Origin of the sequence: Micromonospora chalcea (assembly GCF_028768405.1) — a bacterium.
Classification (GTDB): Bacteria; Actinomycetota; Actinomycetes; order Mycobacteriales; family Micromonosporaceae; genus Micromonospora; species Micromonospora chalcea.
Window position 1 is genome coordinate 4,482,843 of record NZ_CP118233.1, and the last position, 19,731, is coordinate 4,502,573.

The 19,731-nt window shown below is 71.9% G+C and carries 16 protein-coding genes and 1 other RNA gene; 5 read left to right on the top strand and 12 right to left on the bottom strand.

Features of this window, described 5'->3' with window-relative positions; translation table 11 throughout:
• Positions 1–5 precede the first annotated feature (5 nt).
• Positions 6–1,271 (bottom strand): aspartate kinase, encoded by a 1,266-nt coding sequence (locus tag PVK74_RS19830; RefSeq protein ID WP_030502103.1) that lies wholly within the window; start codon positions 1,269–1,271, stop codon positions 6–8.
• 238 nt (positions 1,272–1,509) lie between these two features.
• On the opposite strand from PVK74_RS19830, the gene PVK74_RS19835 reads away from it, so the two are divergent.
• Positions 1,510–2,274 carry a hypothetical protein gene (locus PVK74_RS19835; protein ID WP_051611336.1) on the top strand — a complete coding sequence of 255 codons (765 nt, stop codon included), beginning with the start codon at positions 1,510–1,512 and terminating at the stop codon, positions 2,272–2,274.
• 10 nt (positions 2,275–2,284) lie between these two features.
• Here the strand turns inward: PVK74_RS19835 and PVK74_RS19840 are convergent, their stop codons facing one another.
• Positions 2,285–3,271: a DUF5937 family protein gene (locus PVK74_RS19840; protein WP_064446810.1), complete on the bottom strand. Its 987-nt coding sequence runs from the start codon at positions 3,269–3,271 to the stop codon at positions 2,285–2,287.
• Positions 3,272–3,342: 71 nt separating this feature from the next.
• On the opposite strand from PVK74_RS19840, the gene PVK74_RS19845 reads away from it, so the two are divergent.
• Together PVK74_RS19845 and leuA are read left to right on the top strand one after the other, a co-directional pair.
• A complete protein-coding gene (locus PVK74_RS19845) occupies positions 3,343–4,617 on the top strand; it encodes an MFS transporter (RefSeq protein ID WP_274476988.1) in 1,275 nt (424 codons plus the stop codon).
• Positions 4,618–4,855: 238 nt separating this feature from the next.
• Complete coding sequence (gene leuA, locus PVK74_RS19850; protein WP_113973603.1) at positions 4,856–6,601, top strand: 2-isopropylmalate synthase; 1,746 nt, start codon at positions 4,856–4,858, stop codon at positions 6,599–6,601.
• 52 nt (positions 6,602–6,653) lie between these two features.
• On the opposite strand, the gene PVK74_RS19855 is transcribed toward leuA, so the two are convergent.
• Positions 6,654–8,084, bottom strand: coding sequence for an MFS transporter (locus PVK74_RS19855; protein ID WP_274476989.1), 1,431 nt, complete (start codon positions 8,082–8,084; stop codon positions 6,654–6,656).
• Between the two features lie 108 nt (positions 8,085–8,192).
• Here PVK74_RS19855 and PVK74_RS19860 point away from each other — a divergent pair, with 108 nt between their 5' ends.
• Together PVK74_RS19860 and PVK74_RS19865 are read left to right on the top strand one after the other, a co-directional pair.
• Positions 8,193–8,852, top strand: coding sequence for an HNH endonuclease family protein (locus tag PVK74_RS19860; RefSeq protein WP_069089554.1), 660 nt, complete (start codon positions 8,193–8,195; stop codon positions 8,850–8,852).
• Positions 8,834–9,280, top strand: a complete 447-nt coding sequence (locus tag PVK74_RS19865; RefSeq protein ID WP_069089553.1) for a hypothetical protein — start codon at positions 8,834–8,836, stop codon at positions 9,278–9,280. Before PVK74_RS19860 ends, PVK74_RS19865 begins: the two co-directional genes overlap by 19 nt.
• A 56-nt stretch (positions 9,281–9,336) precedes the next feature.
• Here the strand turns inward: PVK74_RS19865 and PVK74_RS19870 are convergent, their stop codons facing one another.
• From PVK74_RS19870 to ffs, 9 genes are all read right to left on the bottom strand, one after another.
• A complete protein-coding gene (locus PVK74_RS19870; protein WP_104114937.1) occupies positions 9,337–10,440 on the bottom strand; it encodes an ABC transporter ATP-binding protein in 1,104 nt (367 codons plus the stop codon).
• Positions 10,437–11,552, bottom strand: a complete 1,116-nt coding sequence (locus tag PVK74_RS19875; RefSeq protein WP_069089551.1) for an ABC transporter ATP-binding protein — start codon at positions 11,550–11,552, stop codon at positions 10,437–10,439. The genes PVK74_RS19870 and PVK74_RS19875 overlap by 4 nt, the downstream gene beginning before the upstream one ends.
• 7 nt (positions 11,553–11,559) lie before the next feature.
• Positions 11,560–12,528 (bottom strand): ABC transporter permease, encoded by a 969-nt coding sequence (locus tag PVK74_RS19880; protein ID WP_069089550.1) that lies wholly within the window; start codon positions 12,526–12,528, stop codon positions 11,560–11,562.
• A complete protein-coding gene (locus PVK74_RS19885; RefSeq protein ID WP_069089549.1) occupies positions 12,525–13,529 on the bottom strand; it encodes an ABC transporter permease in 1,005 nt (334 codons plus the stop codon). The genes PVK74_RS19880 and PVK74_RS19885 overlap by 4 nt, the downstream gene beginning before the upstream one ends.
• Positions 13,530–13,607: 78 nt before the next feature.
• A complete protein-coding gene (locus PVK74_RS19890) occupies positions 13,608–15,272 on the bottom strand; it encodes an ABC transporter substrate-binding protein (RefSeq protein WP_104114940.1) in 1,665 nt (554 codons plus the stop codon).
• 322 nt (positions 15,273–15,594) lie between these two features.
• A complete protein-coding gene (gene recR / locus PVK74_RS19895) occupies positions 15,595–16,188 on the bottom strand; it encodes a recombination mediator RecR (RefSeq protein ID WP_069088852.1) in 594 nt (197 codons plus the stop codon).
• An 8-nt stretch (positions 16,189–16,196) separates the two neighbouring features.
• A complete protein-coding gene (locus tag PVK74_RS19900; protein WP_030502117.1) occupies positions 16,197–16,505 on the bottom strand; it encodes a YbaB/EbfC family nucleoid-associated protein in 309 nt (102 codons plus the stop codon).
• Positions 16,506–16,613: 108 nt separating this feature from the next.
• Complete coding sequence (locus PVK74_RS19905) at positions 16,614–19,469, bottom strand: DNA polymerase III subunit gamma and tau (RefSeq protein WP_274476990.1); 2,856 nt, start codon at positions 19,467–19,469, stop codon at positions 16,614–16,616.
• Positions 19,470–19,576: 107 nt separating this feature from the next.
• Positions 19,577–19,666, bottom strand: an RNA gene (gene ffs, locus PVK74_RS19910) — signal recognition particle sRNA small type.
• Positions 19,667–19,731 lie beyond the last annotated feature (65 nt).

Here is a 19,731-nt window from a genome sequence, read left to right on the forward strand (position 1 = left end):
GCGCGTTACCGCCCGGTGCCGGCGTAGACGACGGCTTCGGTGTCACCACCCAGCTCGAAGGCGTCGTGGATGGCGCGGACCGCCTTGTCCAGGTCGGTGTCGCGGCAGACCACGGAGACCCGGATCTCCGAGGTGGAGATCATCTCGATGTTGACGCCGGCCGCGCCGAGGGCGGCGAAGAAGCCGGCGGCCACGCCCGGGTGCGAGCGCATGCCGGCGCCGATCAGGCTGACCTTGCCGACGTGGTCGTCGTAGAGCAGGCCCTTGAACTTGACCGTCTCCTGGATCTTGCTGAGCGCGGTCATCGCGGTCGGGCCGTCCGCCTTGGGCAGCGTGAACGAGATGTCGGTGCGGCCGGTGCCCTCGGTGGACACGTTCTGCACGATCATGTCGATGTTGATCTCCGCGCCGGCGACCGTGTCGAAGATGCGCGCGGCGGCGCCCGGCTCGTCGGGCACGCCGACGATCGTGATCTTCGCTTCGCTGCGGTCGTGGGCGACCCCGGTGATCAGTGCCTGTTCCACAGGAAGGTCCTCCATCGATCCGGTGACCATCGTGCCGGTGTTGGTCGAGTATGACGAACGGACGTGGATCGGCAAGCCCGCGCGCCGCGCGTACTCGACGCTGCGCAGATGCAGCACCTTCGCGCCGCAGGCGGCCAGTTCCAGCATCTCCTCGTAGGTGATCCGGGTGATGTGCCGGGCGTTCGGCACGATCCGCGGGTCGGCGGTGAAGATGCCGTCCACATCGGTGTAGATCTCGCAGACGTCCGCCTCCAGCGCGGCGGCGAGCGCCACTGCGGTGGTGTCCGAGCCGCCCCGCCCGAGTGTGGTGACGTCCTTGGTGTCCTGCGAGACGCCCTGGAAGCCGGCGACGATGACCACCGCGCCCTCGTCCAGCGCGCCCTTGAGCCGCCCCGGGGTCACGTCGATGATCCGGGCCCGGCCGTGCACCGATGTGGTGATCACGCCCGCCTGGGAACCGGTGAACGAGCGGGCCTCGTACCCCAGGTTGTGGATGGCCATGGCGAGCAGCGCCATGGAGATCCGCTCCCCGGCGGTGAGCAGCATGTCCAGCTCGCGGCCGGGCGGCAGCGGGCTGACCTGGTTGGCGAGGTCGAGCAGCTCGTCGGTGGTGTCGCCCATGGCGGACACCACCACGACCACGTCGTCGCCGGCCTTGCGCGCGGCCACGATGCGCTCGGCCACCCGCTTGATCCGCTCGGCGTTGGCGACGGAGGACCCGCCGTACTTCTGCACCACGAGTGCCACGACGGTGCACTCCCTCCCAGCGACGACCCTGAGCGTGCCGACGCCGCCGGGTTTCTCGGTCCGGCGGCGCGTGTCAGACCGCCTCAGCCTATCGGGCGGCCCGCGACGCCGGGTCGGGTGATCCCACCATCCGGCCCCGGCGTGGGGCGGCTCACCAGCCCGGGAGTACGCGACACGCCAAGCGGTACAGCCGTACGGTGGGCTGTCCGCGGCCGCCCGGACGACGCAGAATGAGCCGGTGCACGCTCATCGACGCGCGGCCCGCCGGGCGACCGGCGCGCTCGCGCTCATCCTGCCGACGCTGCTGGCCGCCTGTGTGAACGACCGGCCCGAGACGGCGCCCACCGGCTCCGCCGACCCGGTGCCGGTGCAGGTGGACGCCGCCCGCGACGAGCTGGCCGGGCTGGCCGCCGCCGCGCAGGACCGGCACCACACCGCCGCGTACTCCTTCACCCCGGCCGAAGGCGCTCCCCGCACGGTGGCGGTGACCAGCGCCAACGACGGCAGCTGGCGGGTCGACGTGCCCGGCTGGGGGCGGGACGGGACGGTGGACGTCTCGCTCGCCGCCACCTCCGACGGGCTGTTCCAGTGCGCGCTGCCCTCGGCCGGCTGGACGCAGGCGGCCAGCTGTGTCCGGCTCGGCGACGCCGACGACGCGGTACCCCGCCGGCTCGACCCCCGCGTGCAGCACCCGTTCACCGACTGGCTGGAGGTGCTGACCGACAGGCGCGCGCCGCTCGCTGTCTCCCCCGCCGCGCCGCTGCCCGGCGTCACCGGCCGGTGCTACTCGGTCGACACGACCTCCGCCTCGCTGAACGCGCCGTTGGACGTGGGCATCTACTGCTTCCGGGAGGACGGCACACCGGCGGCGGTCCGGGCCGGCTTCGGCACGCTGACGCTGACCGGCGAGCCCGGCGCCGCGCCGGGCACCGTCGAACTGGCCGGCGCGGTGACCGACGGCGAGCCGGTGAGCCGGGACGCCCCGAGCCCGGGAGCGCCGTGACGCGTTCCGCTCAGCCGCCACGCGCGGCGCGGAGCAACGCGGCACCGACCTCGGTGTTGCGGTAGAGCACGTGCCGCCCGGCGCGGGACCGGGTGACGAGACCGGCGGCGTGCAGCGCGGAGAGGTGCTGGGACACGTTCCCGGCGGACAGCCCGGTGAGCCGGGCGAGGTCCGTGGTGGTCGTCGCCGCGTCGAGCAGGTTCAGCAGGGCGGCCCGGCCGCCGCCGACCACCCGGGCGAGCGCGTCGCCGGCCGGTTCAGGTCCGCGTTCCCACAGCGTCCCGACCGCCCGAACCGGGTACGCCGCGGCCGGCAACGAGTCCTCCAGCAGGTTCCACAGCACCCGCTGGCGGCTGAACACGCTCGGGTTCAACGCCAGCCCTCGCCCCCGCAGGTCGAAGTCCCGCTCGAACGGGTCGTCGCTGACCACCCGGTCGCCGAGCCACCGCAGGCCAGGGTGGAGCCGCTCGAACAGATTCCCCGTCCCGCCCTCGGCGAGCTGGGCCGCCCGGTACGCGACGTCGGCGTCGAGCACCGCTCGCATCCGCGGCCAGTCCGGGGCGATCGCCTCGTCGTACCAGACCCGCATCGCCTCGACGAGCGGCGGCAACAGCTCGGTCGGGTCGGCGAGCAACGCCCGCCCGAACGGGCGTAGCGGTCCGCTCGGCGTGGTCGCCAGCAGGTCCCGGACCACCACGTCGGGCGGCGTCGCGGCGATCTGGTCGAGCTGGCCGTCCATCTCCACCCCGGGGCGGGCCGCCGGGGTGAGGAAGTCGGGCAGCCAGCGGCGCGGCAGGGTGAGGTGCACCAGCGGAGCGACGCGCTCGGCCACCTCCGGGCGGCGCAGCGTCGCCCGGGCCCGGTCGATCCACTGCAGGTGCACCGGATAGCGGGCCGGATCGGCGAGCGCCCACAGGCTCATGACCGTCTCGTTGGCCGGCGACACACCGAACCGCACGCCCGCGACGTCGGCCAGCGTGAACCGCAACTCGGACATGCGCACCCCCCGATTCGCCTCAGCCTAAAAGGCTCGACCGGCACGTGGGGGGCACGATCTGCTCATCGGTCATGGGGGCCAGAGAGAGCATCCGCACCGCCGTCCGCGACGTCGTACCACCGGCCGGGCTGACCCGCGCCCTGGCCGTGCAGGCGATGGTCTACGCCGTCGGCACCGGACTGTTCCAGGCGGGCAGCGCCGTGTTCTTCACCCGGGCGCTCGGGCTGAGTCCGGCCCAGGTGGGTCTCGGCCTCTCCCTCGCCGCCGGCGCGTCACTGCTCGGCACCGTGCCGCTGGGCGGGCTCACCGACCGGTACGGGCCGCAGCGGGTGTGGATCGTCTGCCTGTTGCTGGACGCGGCGCTGTTCGCGGCGTACCCGTTCGTCGGCGGCTTCGCCGGGTTCCTCGCGGTGGTGATCGCGCTGGCCGTGACGGGCGCGGCGACCGGCGTGGCCCGCCAGGTCTACTCGATCAACGTGCTGTGCCCGGAGGAACGGGTCACCGCCATGGCCTACCAGCGCTCCTCGCTGAACGTCGGCTTCGGGATCGGCGCGCTGATCAGCGGCCTGGTGCTGGCCGTCGACACGATCTGGGCGTACCGCCTGATGGTCTGGTTCATCGCCGTGGTCTTCCTGGTGACCGCCGGTTTCGTCCGCCGGCTGCCGCTACTGCCGGAGGTGACCCGCACGGCCGAGCCGATGAGCCGGCTGGCGGTGCTGCGGGACCGGCCGTTCATGACCGTCGCGCTGTTCTCCGGGCTGCTCACCGCGCACCAGACGCTCTACCTGACGGTGATGCCGCTGTGGATCCTCACCCACACCGACGCGCCGAAGACGATCATCGCCGGGCTGGTGCTGCTCAACACCGTGCTGATCGTGCTGTTCCAGGTACGCGCCAGCCGGGGCGCGGACGACGCGCCGGGCGCGGCCCGGGCGTCCCGTCGGGGCGCGGTTTTGATCGCCCTGTTCTGCCTGGTCCTGCCGATTTCCGGCGCGACCCGGGGAGCGCTCACCGTGGTCGCGCTGGTGGCCGCCGCGACGCTGCTCATCCTGGCGGAGCTGATCGAGTCGGCGGGCGCCTGGGGACTCACCGCCACGCTGCCACCCGCCGCCCAGCGCGGCGCGTACGTCGGCGCGTTCGGGCTCGGCTCCCAGTTGCAGTTCCTGATCGCTCCGGCCGGGCTGACCGCGCTCGGCGTGAGCACCGGCGGCTGGGGCTGGTACCCGGCCGCGGCGATCTTCATCCTCGTCGGACTGGCGATCGTGCCCGCGGTGACCCGGGCGGAACGGACACCTCGGCTACCGGACGTGGCGAAGCCCTCCGGCTCCGTGACTCTGGTCCCATAGTCCGGACCAGCCTTCCCACCGCACGTCCCACCACGTAGGGTGACCTTGTCATGTGGCGCGCGTACCTTCTCCTTGGCTGCCGCGACGAGGCCTGACCGGCCGGCACCTCGTCGCGGAGTCGCTACGCGCCGTCCAGCACATCCGATCTTCTTCTCGGCACTGCCGCGCACCGTCGCCCGGCATTCCGCCGACACCTTTCCGATCTGCTGACGCCACATGTTCCAGGGAGCACTCCGAGATGGCTCAACCTGTCACCGCCACCGATCCGTTCGCCAGCCAGCGCCCCAGCCGGATGCCGGTCCACCGCTACGTCCCGTACGACAGGGAGTTCGGCGTCGACCTGCCGGACCGCTCCTGGCCCACCCGCCGCGTCGAGGCCGCGCCCCGCTGGTGCGCAGTCGACCTCCGCGACGGCAACCAGGCGCTGATCGACCCGATGTCGCCCGAGCGCAAGCGGCGGATGTTCCAGCTGCTGGTGCAGATGGGCTACAAGGAGATCGAGGTCGGCTTCCCGTCGGCGAGCCAGACCGACTACGACTTCGTACGGCAGCTGATCGAGCAGGACCTGATCCCGGAGGACGTCACCATCCAGGTGCTGACCCAGTGCCGGGAGCACCTGATCGAGCGGACCTTCGAGTCGCTGCGCGGCGCCCGCCGGGCCATCGTGCACTTCTACAACTCCACCTCGACGCTGCAGCGCCGGGTGGTCTTCGGCCTGGACCGCGACGGCATCACCGACATCGCCACCCAGGGCGCGCGGCTGTGCCAGAAGTACGCGGAGATCCACACCCCGGACACCGACATCCACTACGAGTACTCGCCGGAGTCGTACACGGGCACCGAGCTGGAGTACGCGCTGGAGGTCTGCTCGGCGGTGATCGACGTGATCGACCCGACGCCGGACCGGAAGCTGATCATCAACCTGCCGGCCACGGTCGAGATGGCGATGCCGAACGTCTACGCCGACTCGATCGAGTGGATGCACCGGCGTCTGCCCCGGCGGGACAGCCTGGTGCTGAGCCTGCACCCGCACAACGACCGGGGCACCGGCGTGGCCGCCGCCGAGCTGGGCCTGCTGGCCGGCGCGGACCGGATCGAGGGCTGCCTGTTCGGCAACGGTGAGCGCACCGGCAACGTCGACCTGGTGACGCTGGGCCTGAACATGTTCTCCCAGGGCATCGACCCGATGATCGACTTCTCGAACATCGACGAGATCAAGCGCGCCGTCGAGTACTGCAACCAGCTGCCGGTGCACGAGCGCCACCCGTACGCGGGCGACCTGGTCTACACCGCGTTCTCCGGCTCCCACCAGGACGCGATCAACAAGGGCTTCGCCGCGCTGAACGCCGACGCGGCGGCGGCCGGGGTGCCGGTGGACGACTTCACCTGGGCGGTGCCCTACCTGCCGATCGACCCGAAGGACCTGGGCCGCACCTACGAGGCGGTCATCCGGGTCAACTCGCAGTCCGGCAAGGGCGGCGTCGCGTACATCATGAAGACCGAGCACCAGCTCGACCTGCCGCGCCGCCTCCAGATCGAGTTCTCCGGCGTGGTGCAGCAGGTCACCGACCACGACGGCGGCGAGGTCGAGCCGGGCGCGATGTGGGAGATCTTCGCCCGCAACTACCTGGTCGACCACCAGGTCGACCCGGCCGTGAAGCTGGCCGAGTACACCATCGGCACCGTCGACGGCAAGGTCGAGATCGACGCCCGCGTCGGCTTCGGCGGGGAGACCCGCGCGCTGACCTCCGTCGGCAACGGCCCGATCGACGCGTACGTCAACGCGCTGCAGTCCCTGGGCGTGGCGGTACGGGTGCTCGACTACCACGAGCACGCGCTGTCCTCCGGTGGGGACGCGCAGGCCGCCGCGTACGTGGAGTGCGAGGTGGACGGCCGTACGGTGTGGGGCGTCGGGGTGGACGCGAACATCGTCACCGCCTCGATCAAGGCGGTCACGAGCGCGGTGAACCGCACCCGCGCCTGAGGTGTAAGGAAGGGCCCCTTCTTAACGCATTCTGCATAGGAGGGGGCCCTTCTTAACGCTTCCGCCCGGGGCGGTGGATCAGCACGGCGGCTAGCACCGCGCCGGCGAGCAGCAGCCCCGCGCACCACGACAACGCCCCCCGGTACGCGCCTGCCAGCGCGCCCTTCTGCTCGTACCCGGTGCCGGACAGCCCGACCAGCAGCGGCAGCGCGGCCACCGCGAGCAGGCCGCCGGCCCGGGAGGCGGCGTTGTTGAAGCCGCTCGCCACCCCGGCGAACCGGTCCGAGACCGCGCCGAGCACCGACGTGGTCAGCGGCGCGACCACGAGCGTGAGCCCGGCGCCGAACAGCGCCACGCCCGGCAGCACGTCCACCCAGTACGACGCACCAGGCCCGACCCGGCGCAGCAGCAGCAGACCCACGGCGGCGATCACCGGGCCGACGGTGAGCGGCAGCCGGGGACCGATGCGGGCCGACAGCGCGCCCGCGCGCGGCGAGCCGACCAGCAGCAGCACCGTCATCGGCACTGTGGCCAGGCCGGTGAGCAGCGCCGACCAGCCGACCACGTTCTGCAGGTAGACGGCGAGGAAGAAGGTGAACCCGCCGAGCGCGGCGTACACCACGACGGTGAAGACGTTCAGCACGGAGAACAGCCGGCTGGAGAACAGCCCGGTGGGCAGCATCGCGGTGTCGCCACGCCGCCGCTCGACCAGCACGAACACCACCACGGCGACCACCCCGAGCACCGCCGCGACCAGCACCGCCGGGGAGGCGCCGCGCGCCGGGGCGTCGATCAGCGCGTACGTGACTCCGCCGAGCGCGAGCGCGCCGAGCAGCGCACCGGCCACGTCGAACCGCCGCCCCTTTCCGGTACGAGACGCCGCCTCGTCGCGGCTCTCCGGCACCCAGCGCAGCGCGGCGAACACCACGCCCACGGCCAACGGCAGGTTGACGAAGAAGATCCACCGCCAGGAGAGCGTGTCGATGAGCCAGCCGCCGAGCAGCGGGCCGAGCGCTGTGGACACGCCGGACAGTCCGGACCAGGTGCCGATGGCCCGGCCTCTGTCGTCCGGGTGGAAGCTGGCCTGGAGCACCGACAGCGACCCGGGGGTGAGCAGCGCCCCGCCGGCGCCCTGGAGGAACCGGGCGGCGATGAGCCAGCCGGTGTCCTGGGCGAGCCCGCAGAGCACCGACGCCACCGCGAACCAGACCACGCCGAGCAGGAAGATGCGCCGCCGCCCGAACCGGTCCCCGAGCGCGCCGCCGAGCAGCACGAACGCGGCAAGCATGAGCAGGTAGCCGTTCACGGTCCACTGCAGACCGGCGACTGTGGCGTCCAGCTCCGCGCCGAGGCGCGGCAGCGCGACGTTGACGACAGTGCTGTCGAGGAACACCATGCCGGAGGCGAGGATCGCGGCGAGCAGCGTGCCGCGTCCGGCGGCGGAGCCGGTACGCAGCGCGGGAGCGGGTGCGGGTGCGGTCACGTCTCACCACTCTGCCCGCCGCCCATCCTCGACGCCACGAATCGCAGAAACCGCCGCCGGGTACTGTGCGGACTCGCCCGGAGCACGCAAGCTGGAGAGGTGTCGTCTGTGCGTACGAGATCAGGAGCCCGAGCCGGGCTGGCGGCCGCGCTGAGCGCGGTGCTCGCCCTCGGCGTGGCCGGCTGCGAGGTGTCGGTCACCGAGCCGGAGGCGCCGCCGAGCGCCGCCGGGAACGTCAACAAGCAGCTCGGTGAGCTGACAGTGGCCACCGCCGGGTCGATGAAGGGCTACAGCCGTTCCCGCTTCCCGCACTGGCGGGGCACCGGCAAGAACTGCGACGTACGCGACAGCGTGCTGCAGCGCGACGGCGAGGACATCAAGCTGTCCGGCTGCAACGTGGTGGGTGGCCGGTGGGAGAGCGTCTACGACGGGGTGGTGCTGACCGATCCGTCGGGCGTGGACATCGACCACACGGTGCCGCTGGCCGCCGCGTGGCGGTCGGGCGCGGACGAGTGGGACGACTCGAAGCGCGGCGACTTCGCCAACGACCTGACCCGGCCGCAGCTCATCGCGGTTTCGGCGCGGTCCAACCGGGCAAAGGGTGACCAGGATCCGTCCCAGTGGAAGCCGCCGAACCGGTCGTCCTGGTGTCAGTACGCGGCGGACTGGGTGACGGTCAAGCACTACTGGCGGCTGACTGTGACAAGTGCCGAGAAGGCCGCTCTCACCGACATGCTGGAGGGCTGCACATGGGCGAGCAAACCGTGACCGGGCCGGACGCCACACCGGCCCCGGCGGGCACGCCGGAGACAGACGCCGCACCCGCCGGTCCGGCCTCGGCCGGGATGACGGCGGACGGCCGGCAGCCGGAGTCGGCGGACGTCGCCGGGGCGGGCATGACCGCCGACGCGGTGCCGGGGGCGCCGGCCGGGGGCGCGCCGGCCGGACCGGCGGACCGGACCACCGACATCGTCCCCGGTCCGGGCGGGGTCATGACCGACGAGGTGGGCGTGGTGACCGGCGAGCTGACGCTGCGCACCGAGCACGCCGACGGCCGGGTGACGCTGCGGGTGCAGTACAAGGACGCCGACGAGTGGTACGCGGTCACCGGCGGTTCCGCGCCGCTGGCCGACCCGGCGGCGCTGGACGCCGTGCACACGATCGCGGTGGGGCTGCTCAACCGCCCCGAGGGCTGACCGACAGACAAAAGGCGCGTCCCCACCCGGCCCGGTGGGGACGCGCCTTTGTCTGATCAGACGTACGAGCCGGGCTCGCTGGGCGCGGAGACCACGCCCGGCTCCTCACCCTCGCCCTCCGGCCGGGTGATCTTCGCGGTCACCTCGTGCGGGCGCAGCTCACCGGCGGCGATCTGCTCGGCCCAGTGGCAGGCCACCCGGCTGGCGCCGATCTGGCGCAGCTCCGGCCGCTCGTCGGCGCAGCGGGTCGGCTGCGCCCACGGGCAGCGGGTGTGGAACCGGCAGCCCGACGGCGGGTTGGCCGGCGACGGCAGGTCCCCGGCGAGCAGGATGCGCTCGCGCCGGTCCTCCACGTCCGGGTCCGGCACCGGGACCGCCGACATCAGCGCCCGGGTGTACGGGTGCAGCGGCTCGGTGTAGAGCCGGTCGCTCGGCGCCTCCTCGACCAGCGCGCCCAGGTACATCACGCCGACGATGTCGGAGATGTGCCGTACCACCGCCAGGTCGTGCGCGATGACCAGGTAGGTCAGGCCGAGGCTGTCCTGGAGTTCGTCCAGCAGGTTCACCACCTGCGCCTGGATCGACACGTCGAGCGCGGAGACCGGCTCGTCGGCGACGATCAGCTCCGGGCCGAGGACGAGCGCGCGGGCGATGCCGATGCGCTGGCGCTGGCCGCCGGAGAACTCGTGCGGGTATCGGGACAGCGCCCACTTGGGCAGTCCCACCGCGTCCAGCGTCTCACCGATGATCCGCCGCCGGTCGTTGCGGTCGGTGCCGATGCCGTGGGTCTGGAGGCCCTCGGTGAGGATCGACTCGACGTTCTGCCGGGGGTCCAGGCTGGACATCGGGTCCTGGAAGATCATCTGCATCCGGCGGCGCATCGTCCGCAGCTTGCCGGCCGGCAGCGTGGTCAGCTCGACGCCGTCGAACTGCACCTCGCCGGCGGTCGGCGGGGTGAGCTGCAGCAGCGCCCGGCCGAGCGTGGACTTGCCACAGCCCGACTCGCCCACCAGCCCGTACGTCTTGCCGCGCGGGATGCTCAGGTCGACCCCGTCGACGGCTTTGACGTGCCCGACGGTCCGGTCGAAGAGCACGCCCCGCCGGATCGGGAAGTGCACCTTCAGGTCGCGGACCTCGACGAGGATGTCGTTGTCGCTCATGGGGTCTCCTCCTCGCGCGGCGCCGGTCCGAAACCGGGCGCCGCGGGCGGGTCGGCCGGCTCGGCCTGGGCCGGCACCGTACCCGGCTCGGCGGTCGTCGGCGCGGTGGCCCGGACCTCCGCCTCCGGGGTCAGGCCGGGGATCGGCACCGGGTTGACGCAGCGGTAGCTGCGCGCGTCGTGGGTGAGCACCAGCTCCGGCGGCTCGCCCACGCACTCGTCGACACGGCGGGCGCAGCGCGGGGCGAACGCGCAGCCGTCCGGCCAGGGCAGCACGTCGCGCACCGAGCCGGGGATGGGGTTGAGCCGTTCGCCACGGCCGGCGTCCAGGCGGGGCACCGAAGCGAGCAACCCCTCGGTGTACGGGTGCCGGGGCTGGCGGAAGAGCGGACGGCGGGTGGCCGTCTCTACCACCCGGCCGGCGTAGAGCACGTTGATGGTGTCGCACATGCCGGCCACCACGCCGAGGTCGTGGGTGATCATCACCAGCGCGGTGCCGGAGTCGCGGACCAGGTCCTTCAGCAACTCCAGGATCTGCGCCTGGATGGTGACGTCGAGCGCGGTGGTCGGCTCGTCGGCGATCAGCAGCCGGGGCTGGCAGGCGACCGCCATGGCGATCAGCGCCCGCTGCCGCATGCCGCCGGAGAGCTGGTGCGGGTACTCCTTGAGCCGGCGGCGCGGGTCCGGGATGCCCACCCGGTCGAGCAGCTCGGCGGCCTCCTTGGCGGCCGCCTCGCCCTTCATCCCCCGGTGGCGGGTCAGCACCTCGGTCACCTGCAGCCCGATCGGGATGACCGGGTTCAGCGAGGAGAGCGGATCCTGGAAGATCATCGCCACGTCCCGGCCGCGGATGTCGCGGCGGGACCGGTCGTCGAGCTGGAGCAGGTCGGTGCCGTCGAAGACCGCCTTGCCGCCGACCCGCAGGCCCGGCTGCTTGGGCAGCAGCCCCATGATCGCCAGCGACGTGACGCTCTTGCCGCAGCCGGACTCGCCGACCAGGCCGACCACCTCGCCGGCGTCGACCGAGAAGGACACCCCGTCCACCGCGCGTACGGTGCGCTGCCCACGACGGGCGAACGTGACGGAGAGGTCGTCCACTTCGAGCAGTGCCATGAGAGACCTACTTCCGCAGCTTCGGGTCGAGGGCCTCGCGCATCGCCTCGCCGAGCAGGGTGAAGCCGAGCGCGGTGATGATGATGCCGAGCGCCGGGTAGATCGCCAGGCCCGGCCGGATGCCCAGGTACGGCTGCGCGTCGGCGAGCATGACGCCCCACTCGGGGATGGCCGAGTCGGGGTTGCCGAGGCCGAGGAAGGAGAGCGCGGCGGCCTCGATGATCGCGGTCGCCAGCGTCAGCGTGGCCTGGACGATGACCGGGGCGATCGAGTTCGGCACCACGTGGGTGAGGGCGATCTTCGACCGCTTCACGCCGAGCGCCGTCGCCGCCAGCACGTAGTCGCTGTTGGACTGGGCGATCATCGAGCCGCGCAGCAGCCGGGCGAAGATCGGCACGGACACCACACCGACGGCGATCATCACGGTGGTGAGGCTGGCGCCGAGCAGCGCCGCGATGCTCACCGCGAGCAGCAGGCTCGGCATGGCCAGCAGCATGTCGATGAAGCGCATCAGGGTGCTGTCGATCCAGCGGCCCCAGCGTCCGCCCAGCCCGGCCGCCGCGCCGGCGACGCCGCCGATCAGCGCGCCGACCGCGAGACCGATCAGGGTGGAGACCACGCCGACGAGCAGCGTCTGCCGGGCCCCGACGACCAGCCGGCTGAACTCGTCCCGGCCCTGGTGGTCGAAGCCCAGCCAGTGGTCGGCGGAGGCGCCCGGGATGATGCCCTGGCCGGATTTGACCAGCCCTTCCCGGATGCCGATCGAGTCCGTCGGGCTGTACGGGACGAAGAACGGCCCGATCACCGCGACCAGGACGAAGACGGCCAGGATGACGACGCCGATGATGGCCGCCGGGTTGCGCCGCAGGCGGCGGAACGCCTCCTTCCAGAGGCTCACCCCCTGCTCGTCCTCGCGGGCGGACAGTTCGGCGAGCCTGTCGATCTTCTCGCGCTTCTTTCCTCCGGTGATGGTCATCGCACCCTCACCCTCGGGTCGATCACGCTGTAGGAGAGGTCGACCAGGAGATTCACCAGCACGTACACCACCGCAATGATCATGATGAAGCCCATCAGCACCGGATAGTCGCGCTGGCTGATCGACTCGGCGACGAACGCGCCGATGCCGCTGAAGGCGAACACGGTCTCGGTGAGCACCGCGCCGGAGAGCAGGAGACCGGTCTGCAGACCGATCGAGGTGGCCACCGGCAGCATCGCGTTACGCAGCACGTGCCGGCGACGGACGGTCCGCTCGGTCAGGCCCTTGGCCTCGGCGGTCCGGACGAAGTCCTCGTTGAGCACCTCCAGGACGCTGGCCCGGGTGATCCGGACGATGATCGCGAGCGGGATGCTCGCCAGCGCGATGCCCGGCAGCACGAGGTGCCAGAGCGCGTCGGCGGCGGCGTCCCACTCGCGGGTCATGATCCCGTCGAGGACGAAGAAGTTGGTGACCCGGGTCGCCCCGATGGTCGGGTCCTGCCGGCCACTGGAGGGGAACCAGCCCAGGTTCTCGGCGAAGATCGCCTTGAGCACGTACGCCAGGAAGAAGACCGGGATGCAGATGCCGATGAGCGATCCGCCGACCGAGGCGTGGTCGAGGAACCGGCCGCGGCGGCGGGCGGCGAGGTAGCCGAGCGGGATCCCGATGCCGACCGCGAGGATCATGGCCATGACGGTCAGCTCGACGGTGCCGGGGAACCGCTCCAGGAACTCCGTGGTGACGGCCCGCTTCGTGCCGGTCGACGTGCCCAGGTCGAGCCGGATCATCCGCCGCAGGAAACGGGCGTACTGAACCAGGATCGGCTCGTCGAGACCGAGGTTGCGCCGGATCGCGGCGCGCGACTCGGGCGTGCCCCGTTCACCGAGGATCGCGGTCTCGGGACCGCCGGGAAGTCGGCGGAGCCAGATGAACAGCAAAACGGAGAGCCCGAACAGCGTGGGTATCAGCTGTAGCAGGCGTCTGACGATGAACCGGAACACGGGCGCCTCGGAGGGGGTGCGGAGGGGTGCGGGCGGGCGCTGTGGTCACAGCGCCCGCCCGCGTACGGTGCGTTCAGATCACTTGAACTCTGCGCTCGAGTACCGCTCGTCGGTGAGCGGGCTCGCCTTGACCCCGGTCACGTCCTTGCCGAACACGATCGCCGGCGGGGAGTGCGAGATCGGCACACCCGGCAGGAAGTCCATGATCGTCTTGTTCAGCGCCTTGTACTTCTCCGTCCGGGCCGCCACGTCGGCGGTGGTGTCGGCGTCCTTGAACTGCGCGAAGAGCGCGGGGTTGTTGAAGCCCCACTCGTCCTTCTGGCGGTCGAAGAAGGTGCCGATGAAGTTGTACGCGTCGCCGTAGTCACCGGTCCAGCCGAGGAAGTGCAGGTCGTGCTTGTTGCCGGAGGTGGTGGCGTTCAGGTAGTCCGGGCTCCACTTGAGCGGGATGGCCTGGACGTTGATGCCGACCGCCTTGAGGTCCGCCGAGAGCAGCTCGAAGATGTCCTTCGGGTTCGGCATGTACGGCCGGGTGACCTCGGTCGGGTAGTGGAACCGCAGCGTCAGGTTCGACGCGCCCGCCTCGGCCAGCAGAGCCTTGGCCTTGGCCGGGTCGTAGTCGTACTTGGTGACGTCGCCGTTCCAGCCCTCGACCGTGTCCGGGAAGAAGTTCATCGCGACCTTGGCGCCCGGGGGGAGCTTCGAGTCGACCAGGGCCTGCCGGTTCAGCGCGTGCGCGATGGCCTGCCGGACCTTCAGGTCGGCCAGCTTCGGGTTCCCCTTCTGGTTGATCGCCAGGTAGAGGATGTTGAAGGCGGGCCGGGTGAGGACGTTGAAGCCCTCCTTCTTCAGCGGCTCCACGTCCGCCGGGCCGACCAGGTCGTAGCCCTGGATGTCACCCGAGCGGAGCGCCTGCTTGCGGGCGTTCTCGTCCGAGATCGTCTTGAAGATGATGGTCTTCAGCTTGGCCTTTTCGCCGTGGTAGTCGTCGTTGCGCTCGATGGTGAGCGTCTTGTTCGCGATGTCCCACGCCTTGAACTTGAACGGACCGGTGCCGGTCGGGTGCTCCATCGCGTACGCCGGGTACTTGATGTCCTCGGCGGTGCCGGTCACGTTGCTGGCGTCGTACTGCTCCATCGCCTTGGGGCTCTGGATCGAGAACGACGGCAGCATCAGCGCGGCCGGGATCTTGCTGGAGACCCGGGTGAACGTGAGGTCCACAGTGGTGGCGTCCTTGGCGGTGCAGGACTTGAAGAGGCTCGGCCCCAGCTCCGGGTCCTCGTTCTTGGCGAACCCGCCCATGACGTCCTGCCAGTACGCGGTCACGTCCGGGCTCTGCATGAGGCCCTTGGCGTTGTACCAGCGGTCGAAGTTGGCGCAGACGGCCTCGGCGTTGAAGTCGGTGCCGTCGTGGAACTTCACGCCCGAGCGGAGCTTGAAGGTCCAGGTGGTGCCCGCCGCGTCCGGCGTCCAGGACTCCGCGAGGCCCGGCGTCACCTTGGTGCCGCCCTCCTCCGGACGGACCAGCGTCTCGAAGACCTGGCGCGCCACGCGCAGCGACTCACCGTCGCTGGCGAAGCTGGGGTCGAGCACCTTCGGGTCTCCGGCGACGCCGAAGACGAGGGTGTCCTTCTTGCTATTTCCTCCGGAGCCGCTCTCACGGTCGCTCTCGGCGCAGCCTGCAACCGCGAGGGCCGCGACCGCGACGGCCGCGATTGCGACCTTCGGCCTGGATGCACGCATGGTGCTTCACCTCGTCCTTGGGGGTACGGACAACGTGGTGACAGGGTCACCGATGTGCGCAGACCTTAGCCCTCGGGTGGACGGCGCGGAAACGGGCGGGGGGCGGGTTGGTATCGAATCGTGTCTGTTCTGGATCGAGGCATTCGATTCGAAGGAGAACACTGCCTAGCGCCGAATTTTCGTCGGTTTGAAGGCCGAATTTATTACGTCGATCCGGTCCCGGACGCACGTTCGTGTCAGATCGGCGCGCACCGGGTTCCAGCGCGCGAACGCGTCCGGCGGGCACCCCGCAGGGCACCCGCCGGAAGCGACGCGGCACAACTCAGACGGCTCGGCGCCCCTCGAACGCGCGGCCCAGCGTGATCTCGTCGGCGTACTCCAGATCGCCGCCGACCGGCAGCCCACTCGCCAGCCGGGTCACCGCGATCCCCATCGGTTTGACCATCAGCGCCAGATAGGTGGCCGTCGCCTCGCCCTCGGTGTTCGGGTCGGTGGCCAGGATCAGCTCACGTACCGAACCACTGCCGAGGCGCGTCATCAGCTCACGGATCCGCAGGTTGTCCGGACCGATGCCCTCCAGCGGATTGATCGCGCCACCGAGCACGTGGTAGCGCCCGCGGAACTCCCCGGTCCGCTCGATCGCCACCACGTCCTTGGGCTCCTCGACCACGCAGAGCACCTCGTCGGTACGCCGGGGATCGCGGCAGATCCGGCACTGCTCCGACTCGGCCACGTTGTAGCAGGTCGTGCAGAACCGGACCAGGTCCTTGACCTTGCGCAGCGCGCCGGCCAGCCGGTTCACGTCGGCCGGATCCGCCGACAGCACATGGAACGCGATCCGCTGGGCGCTCTTCGGGCCCACGCCCGGCAGCCGGCCCAGCTCGTCGATCAGGTCCTGGATGGCACCCTCGTACATCTGCCGGCTCAGAACCCGGGCAGGCCGAGGCCGCCCATGCCGCCCGCGACCGGGCCCATCTTCTTCTCGGTCAGCTCGCGGGCCGCCTCGGCGGCGTTGTGCACGGCCGCGACCACCAGGTCCTCGAGCGTCTCGACGTCCTCCGGGTCGACCGCCTTCGGGTCGATCTTGATCGCCTTCAGCTCACCGGTGCCGGCGACTGTGGCGGTGACCAGGCCACCGCCGGCGGTGCCGGTCAGCTCCGCCTCGGCCAGCTCGGCCTGAGCCTTGGCGATCTGCTGCTGCATCTTCTGCGCCTGCTTCAGCATCTGCTGCATGTTCGGCTGTCCACCTGGGCGCACGGACCGCTCCTTCTTCCACTCGTCTGCTCGGCCGCGCCCAGCCTAGTCGGGCCACGGCGCAGCTCCTTCTCGGTCGGCGCGCGCTCAGCGCGCGTCCACCTCGTCGATCTTCTCGGCCCCGAACGTCTCACGCAGCAGCTGAACCGCCTGCTCCTCGCTCGACTGCCGGGCCGTCCGCTCGTCGATCACGTCGTCGAGCGGCTCGTCGCCCGGGTCGAACCCCTCGTAGGCCGGCGCCGCGGCGGGCGCCCGCCCACCCCGCACCGGGCCGTCGAAGTCCGGGTCGTAGGGCGGCTCGCCCGCCCATTCGGCGTCGGCCGTCTTCCGCGCCGGCTGCGCCGCGCGCGACCCCTTGCCGGGACCACCGCCGGCAGCAGCCGCCGCTGCGGCACGCGCCGCCGCGATCGCGCTGTTCTTCGGCCCGCCGCCCCCCGGCCTCGCGCCACCGGCCGGCGCCGTCGGGGGTGCGGCAGGCTTGGGTACGGCGACAGGGGCGGTAGCGGTCGCCGTGCCCCCGCCCGGACGTGCCGCCGCCGGCCAGTCCTCCGCGTCGCCGGCGCTCGCGGCCGAGGCGGCAGCGGTCGCCGCGCCACCGGGCCGCACCGGCTCCGGCCAGTCGTCCTCGTCGGCCTGCCCGGCCGCGCCCTGACTGCCGAGGGTTCGGTTGCCCGTGGCACCGGCCGAGCCGGACACCGGCTGTCCCAGGGCGTCGCCGAGACCGGCGGATGCCGGACGACCGGCAGCACCGGAGTCAGGACGGCCCGGTCCGGCGTCCGTCGAGCCAGGACGGCTCGCGTCGGGTGTGGTCGAGTGGGAGAAGTCGCCCGAGCTGCCGGAATCGGAGCGCGTCTGAGCATTGGCCGCCACTCCGGGGGCCGGGCGACCGGGTGAGGTGTCGGACGACCCCGGAGCCGTCGGAGCGGACGCCGGGCGGCCCGGGACGCTGTCGGACGGTGCGCGGTCGGGCGTGCTGTCGGTCTGCGCTCGTGCCGCGCCGGACGGGCGGGACGGGCCGCCGAGCGATGCGGCGCCGCGCTCGCCCGCCACCTCGCAGCGGATCTGCCAGCGACCGCCGAACTCCTCGTAGAGCGCGTCGGTCAGCACGGCAGCGTGGTCGGCCATCATCTTCGCCAGCACCGTCGACTTCACGGTCAGCACGAGCGTGTCGCCGTCCAGGTCGCGCACCACTGCGTCCCGCATCAGCGCGGCGATCCGCTTGTTGCTCCGGTTCACCTTGCCGACCACCTCGGGCCAGACCCGGCGCACCGCCACCGCGTCGAGCGCCCCCGGATTCGCCGCGCCGGGGCGGGGCGGCTCGGGCGTGGCGGGGTCGGGCATCACCGCAGACGGCGGCACCGGACGTCGGGCGGCGGCCTGACCGGAAGTCGTCGGGCCGGCAGTTGACCGCTCGGAGGCCGACGCGGAGAACCCGGCGTCCGTGCCGGGGTGAGTTCCGGCAGCCGCTGTCGCCTCGGTCGTCGACGAGCCGGAATCGGCAGCGGCCGGGCCGGCGTCGGCAGCCGCACCGGCCGGGGCGGGACGGGAGCCGGTAGCCCCGACGGCAGAGCCCGGGCGGGAACCGGGCGCGGCGCTGCGGGAACCGGCAGCGGCGGCTACGGCGGCACGTGCGGCGGCGGCACCGGTCGGGGCACCGGGAGCCGCCGGCGTGCCGGCGGAATCCGGGTGGACCGCGGCGGCAGCCGCGCCCGGGGCGGGAGCCGCCGGGCGTACCTCAGGGGTCTGGGTGGGATGCGCGGACGGCGACGGCTCGACGCCGCCCAGCGTCAGCCGGCGTTCCATCCGCTCCAGGCGCTGGAGCAGGCCGCCGGACGAGTCGTCCGCGCCGGGCAGCAGCATCCGGGCGCAGATCAGCTCCAGCAGCAGACGGGGCGCTGTCGTGCCGCGCATCTCGACCAGGCCGTTGTGCACGATGTCCGCGCAGCGGGACAGCGTGGCCGGGCCGAGGCGCTGCGCCTGGGCGGCCATCCGCTCGATCTGGTCGGCCGGGCCGTCGATGAGGCCCTTGGCGGCGGCATCCGGCACCTGCTGGAGCACGATCAGGTCGCGGAGGCGTTCCAGCAGGTCGGAGGCGAAGCGGCGCGGGTCGTGGCCGGCCTCGGCGACCCGGTCGACAGTGGCGTACGCGGCGGCGCCGTCACCGGCGGCGAGCGCGTCGCACATCTCGTCGATCAGCGCCGAGTCGGTGACGCCGAGCAACGCGGCGGCCCGGGCGTAGCCGACACCCTCCGGGCCGGCGCCGGCGATGAGCTGGTCGAGTACGGAGAGGCTGTCCCGGGCGCTGCCGCCACCGGCGCGGACCACCAGCGGGAATACAGCCGGGTCGACAGTGACGCCCTCGGCCTCGCAGAGCTGCTCAAGGTAGGGACGGAGCACCTTCGGCGGGATCAGCCGGAACGGGTAGTGGTGGGTCCGCGACTTGATCGTGCCGAGGACCTTCTCTGGTTCGGTGGTGGCGAAGATGAACTTGACGTACTCCGGGGGCTCCTCGACCAGCTTCAGCAACGCGTTGAAGCCGGCCGACGAGACCATGTGCGCCTCGTCGATGACGTAGATCTTGAAGCGGCTGCGGGCCGGCGCGAAGAACGCCTTCTCCCGCAGCTCACGGGCGTCGTCGACACCACCGTGGCTGGCCGCGTCGATCTCGATCACGTCGATCGAGCCGGCACCGTCGGTCGCGAGCGAACGGCAGGACTCGCACTGCCCGCACGGCTCGGGCGTGGGGCCCTGCTCACAGTTGAGCGAGCGGGCCAGGATCCGGGCGCTGGAGGTCTTGCCGCAGCCCCGGGGGCCGGAGAAGAGGTACGCGTGGTTCAGCCGGCCGCTGCGCAGCGCCTGCGACAACGGCTCGGTGACGTGATCCTGGCCGATGATCTCGGCGAACGTCCGCGGCCGGTACTTGCGGTAAAGGGCCAGTGCCACCCGTCCCGCCTCCTCTCGACCGAGCCATTCTGCGCCGGTCGGCCCCGGGTGACCACCCACCACCCCGTGACCCGACCCGCAGCGACGTTACCCGGCCCGGGAGACAGAAAGGCCTCCCGTGCACCCGGCAGAGCTCGCTTATCCTTGCTGCCTTCCGGCCCTGGGGAGGTTCACGAGGTACCGCCGCACGGGAGGTGACGCCAAGCCTACCCGAAGGGTTGTGGATCTTCCGGGAGGGTGGGGTGGCCCGCCGTCGCGGGAC

Excerpts from the sequence above, each read along its gene's own strand:
- PVK74_RS19870 (WP_104114937.1), bottom strand. The coding sequence starts at position 10,440 with ATGAGCGACAACGACATCCTCGTCGAGGTCCGCGACCTGAAGGTGCAC.
- PVK74_RS19865 (WP_069089553.1), top strand. The coding sequence starts at position 8,834 with ATGGGCGAGCAAACCGTGACCGGGCCGGACGCCACACCGGCCCCGGCG.
- PVK74_RS19890 (WP_104114940.1), bottom strand. The coding sequence starts at position 15,272 with ATGCGTGCATCCAGGCCGAAGGTCGCAATCGCGGCCGTCGCGGTCGCG.
- leuA (WP_113973603.1), top strand. The coding sequence starts at position 4,856 with ATGGCTCAACCTGTCACCGCCACCGATCCGTTCGCCAGCCAGCGCCCC.
- PVK74_RS19900 (WP_030502117.1), bottom strand. The coding sequence starts at position 16,505 with ATGCAGCAGATGCTGAAGCAGGCGCAGAAGATGCAGCAGCAGATCGCC.
- PVK74_RS19845 (WP_274476988.1), top strand. The coding sequence starts at position 3,343 with ATGGGGGCCAGAGAGAGCATCCGCACCGCCGTCCGCGACGTCGTACCA.
- PVK74_RS19840 (WP_064446810.1), bottom strand. The coding sequence starts at position 3,271 with ATGTCCGAGTTGCGGTTCACGCTGGCCGACGTCGCGGGCGTGCGGTTC.
- recR (WP_069088852.1), bottom strand. The coding sequence starts at position 16,188 with ATGTACGAGGGTGCCATCCAGGACCTGATCGACGAGCTGGGCCGGCTG.
- PVK74_RS19880 (WP_069089550.1), bottom strand. The coding sequence starts at position 12,528 with ATGACCATCACCGGAGGAAAGAAGCGCGAGAAGATCGACAGGCTCGCC.
- PVK74_RS19875 (WP_069089551.1), bottom strand. The coding sequence starts at position 11,552 with ATGGCACTGCTCGAAGTGGACGACCTCTCCGTCACGTTCGCCCGTCGT.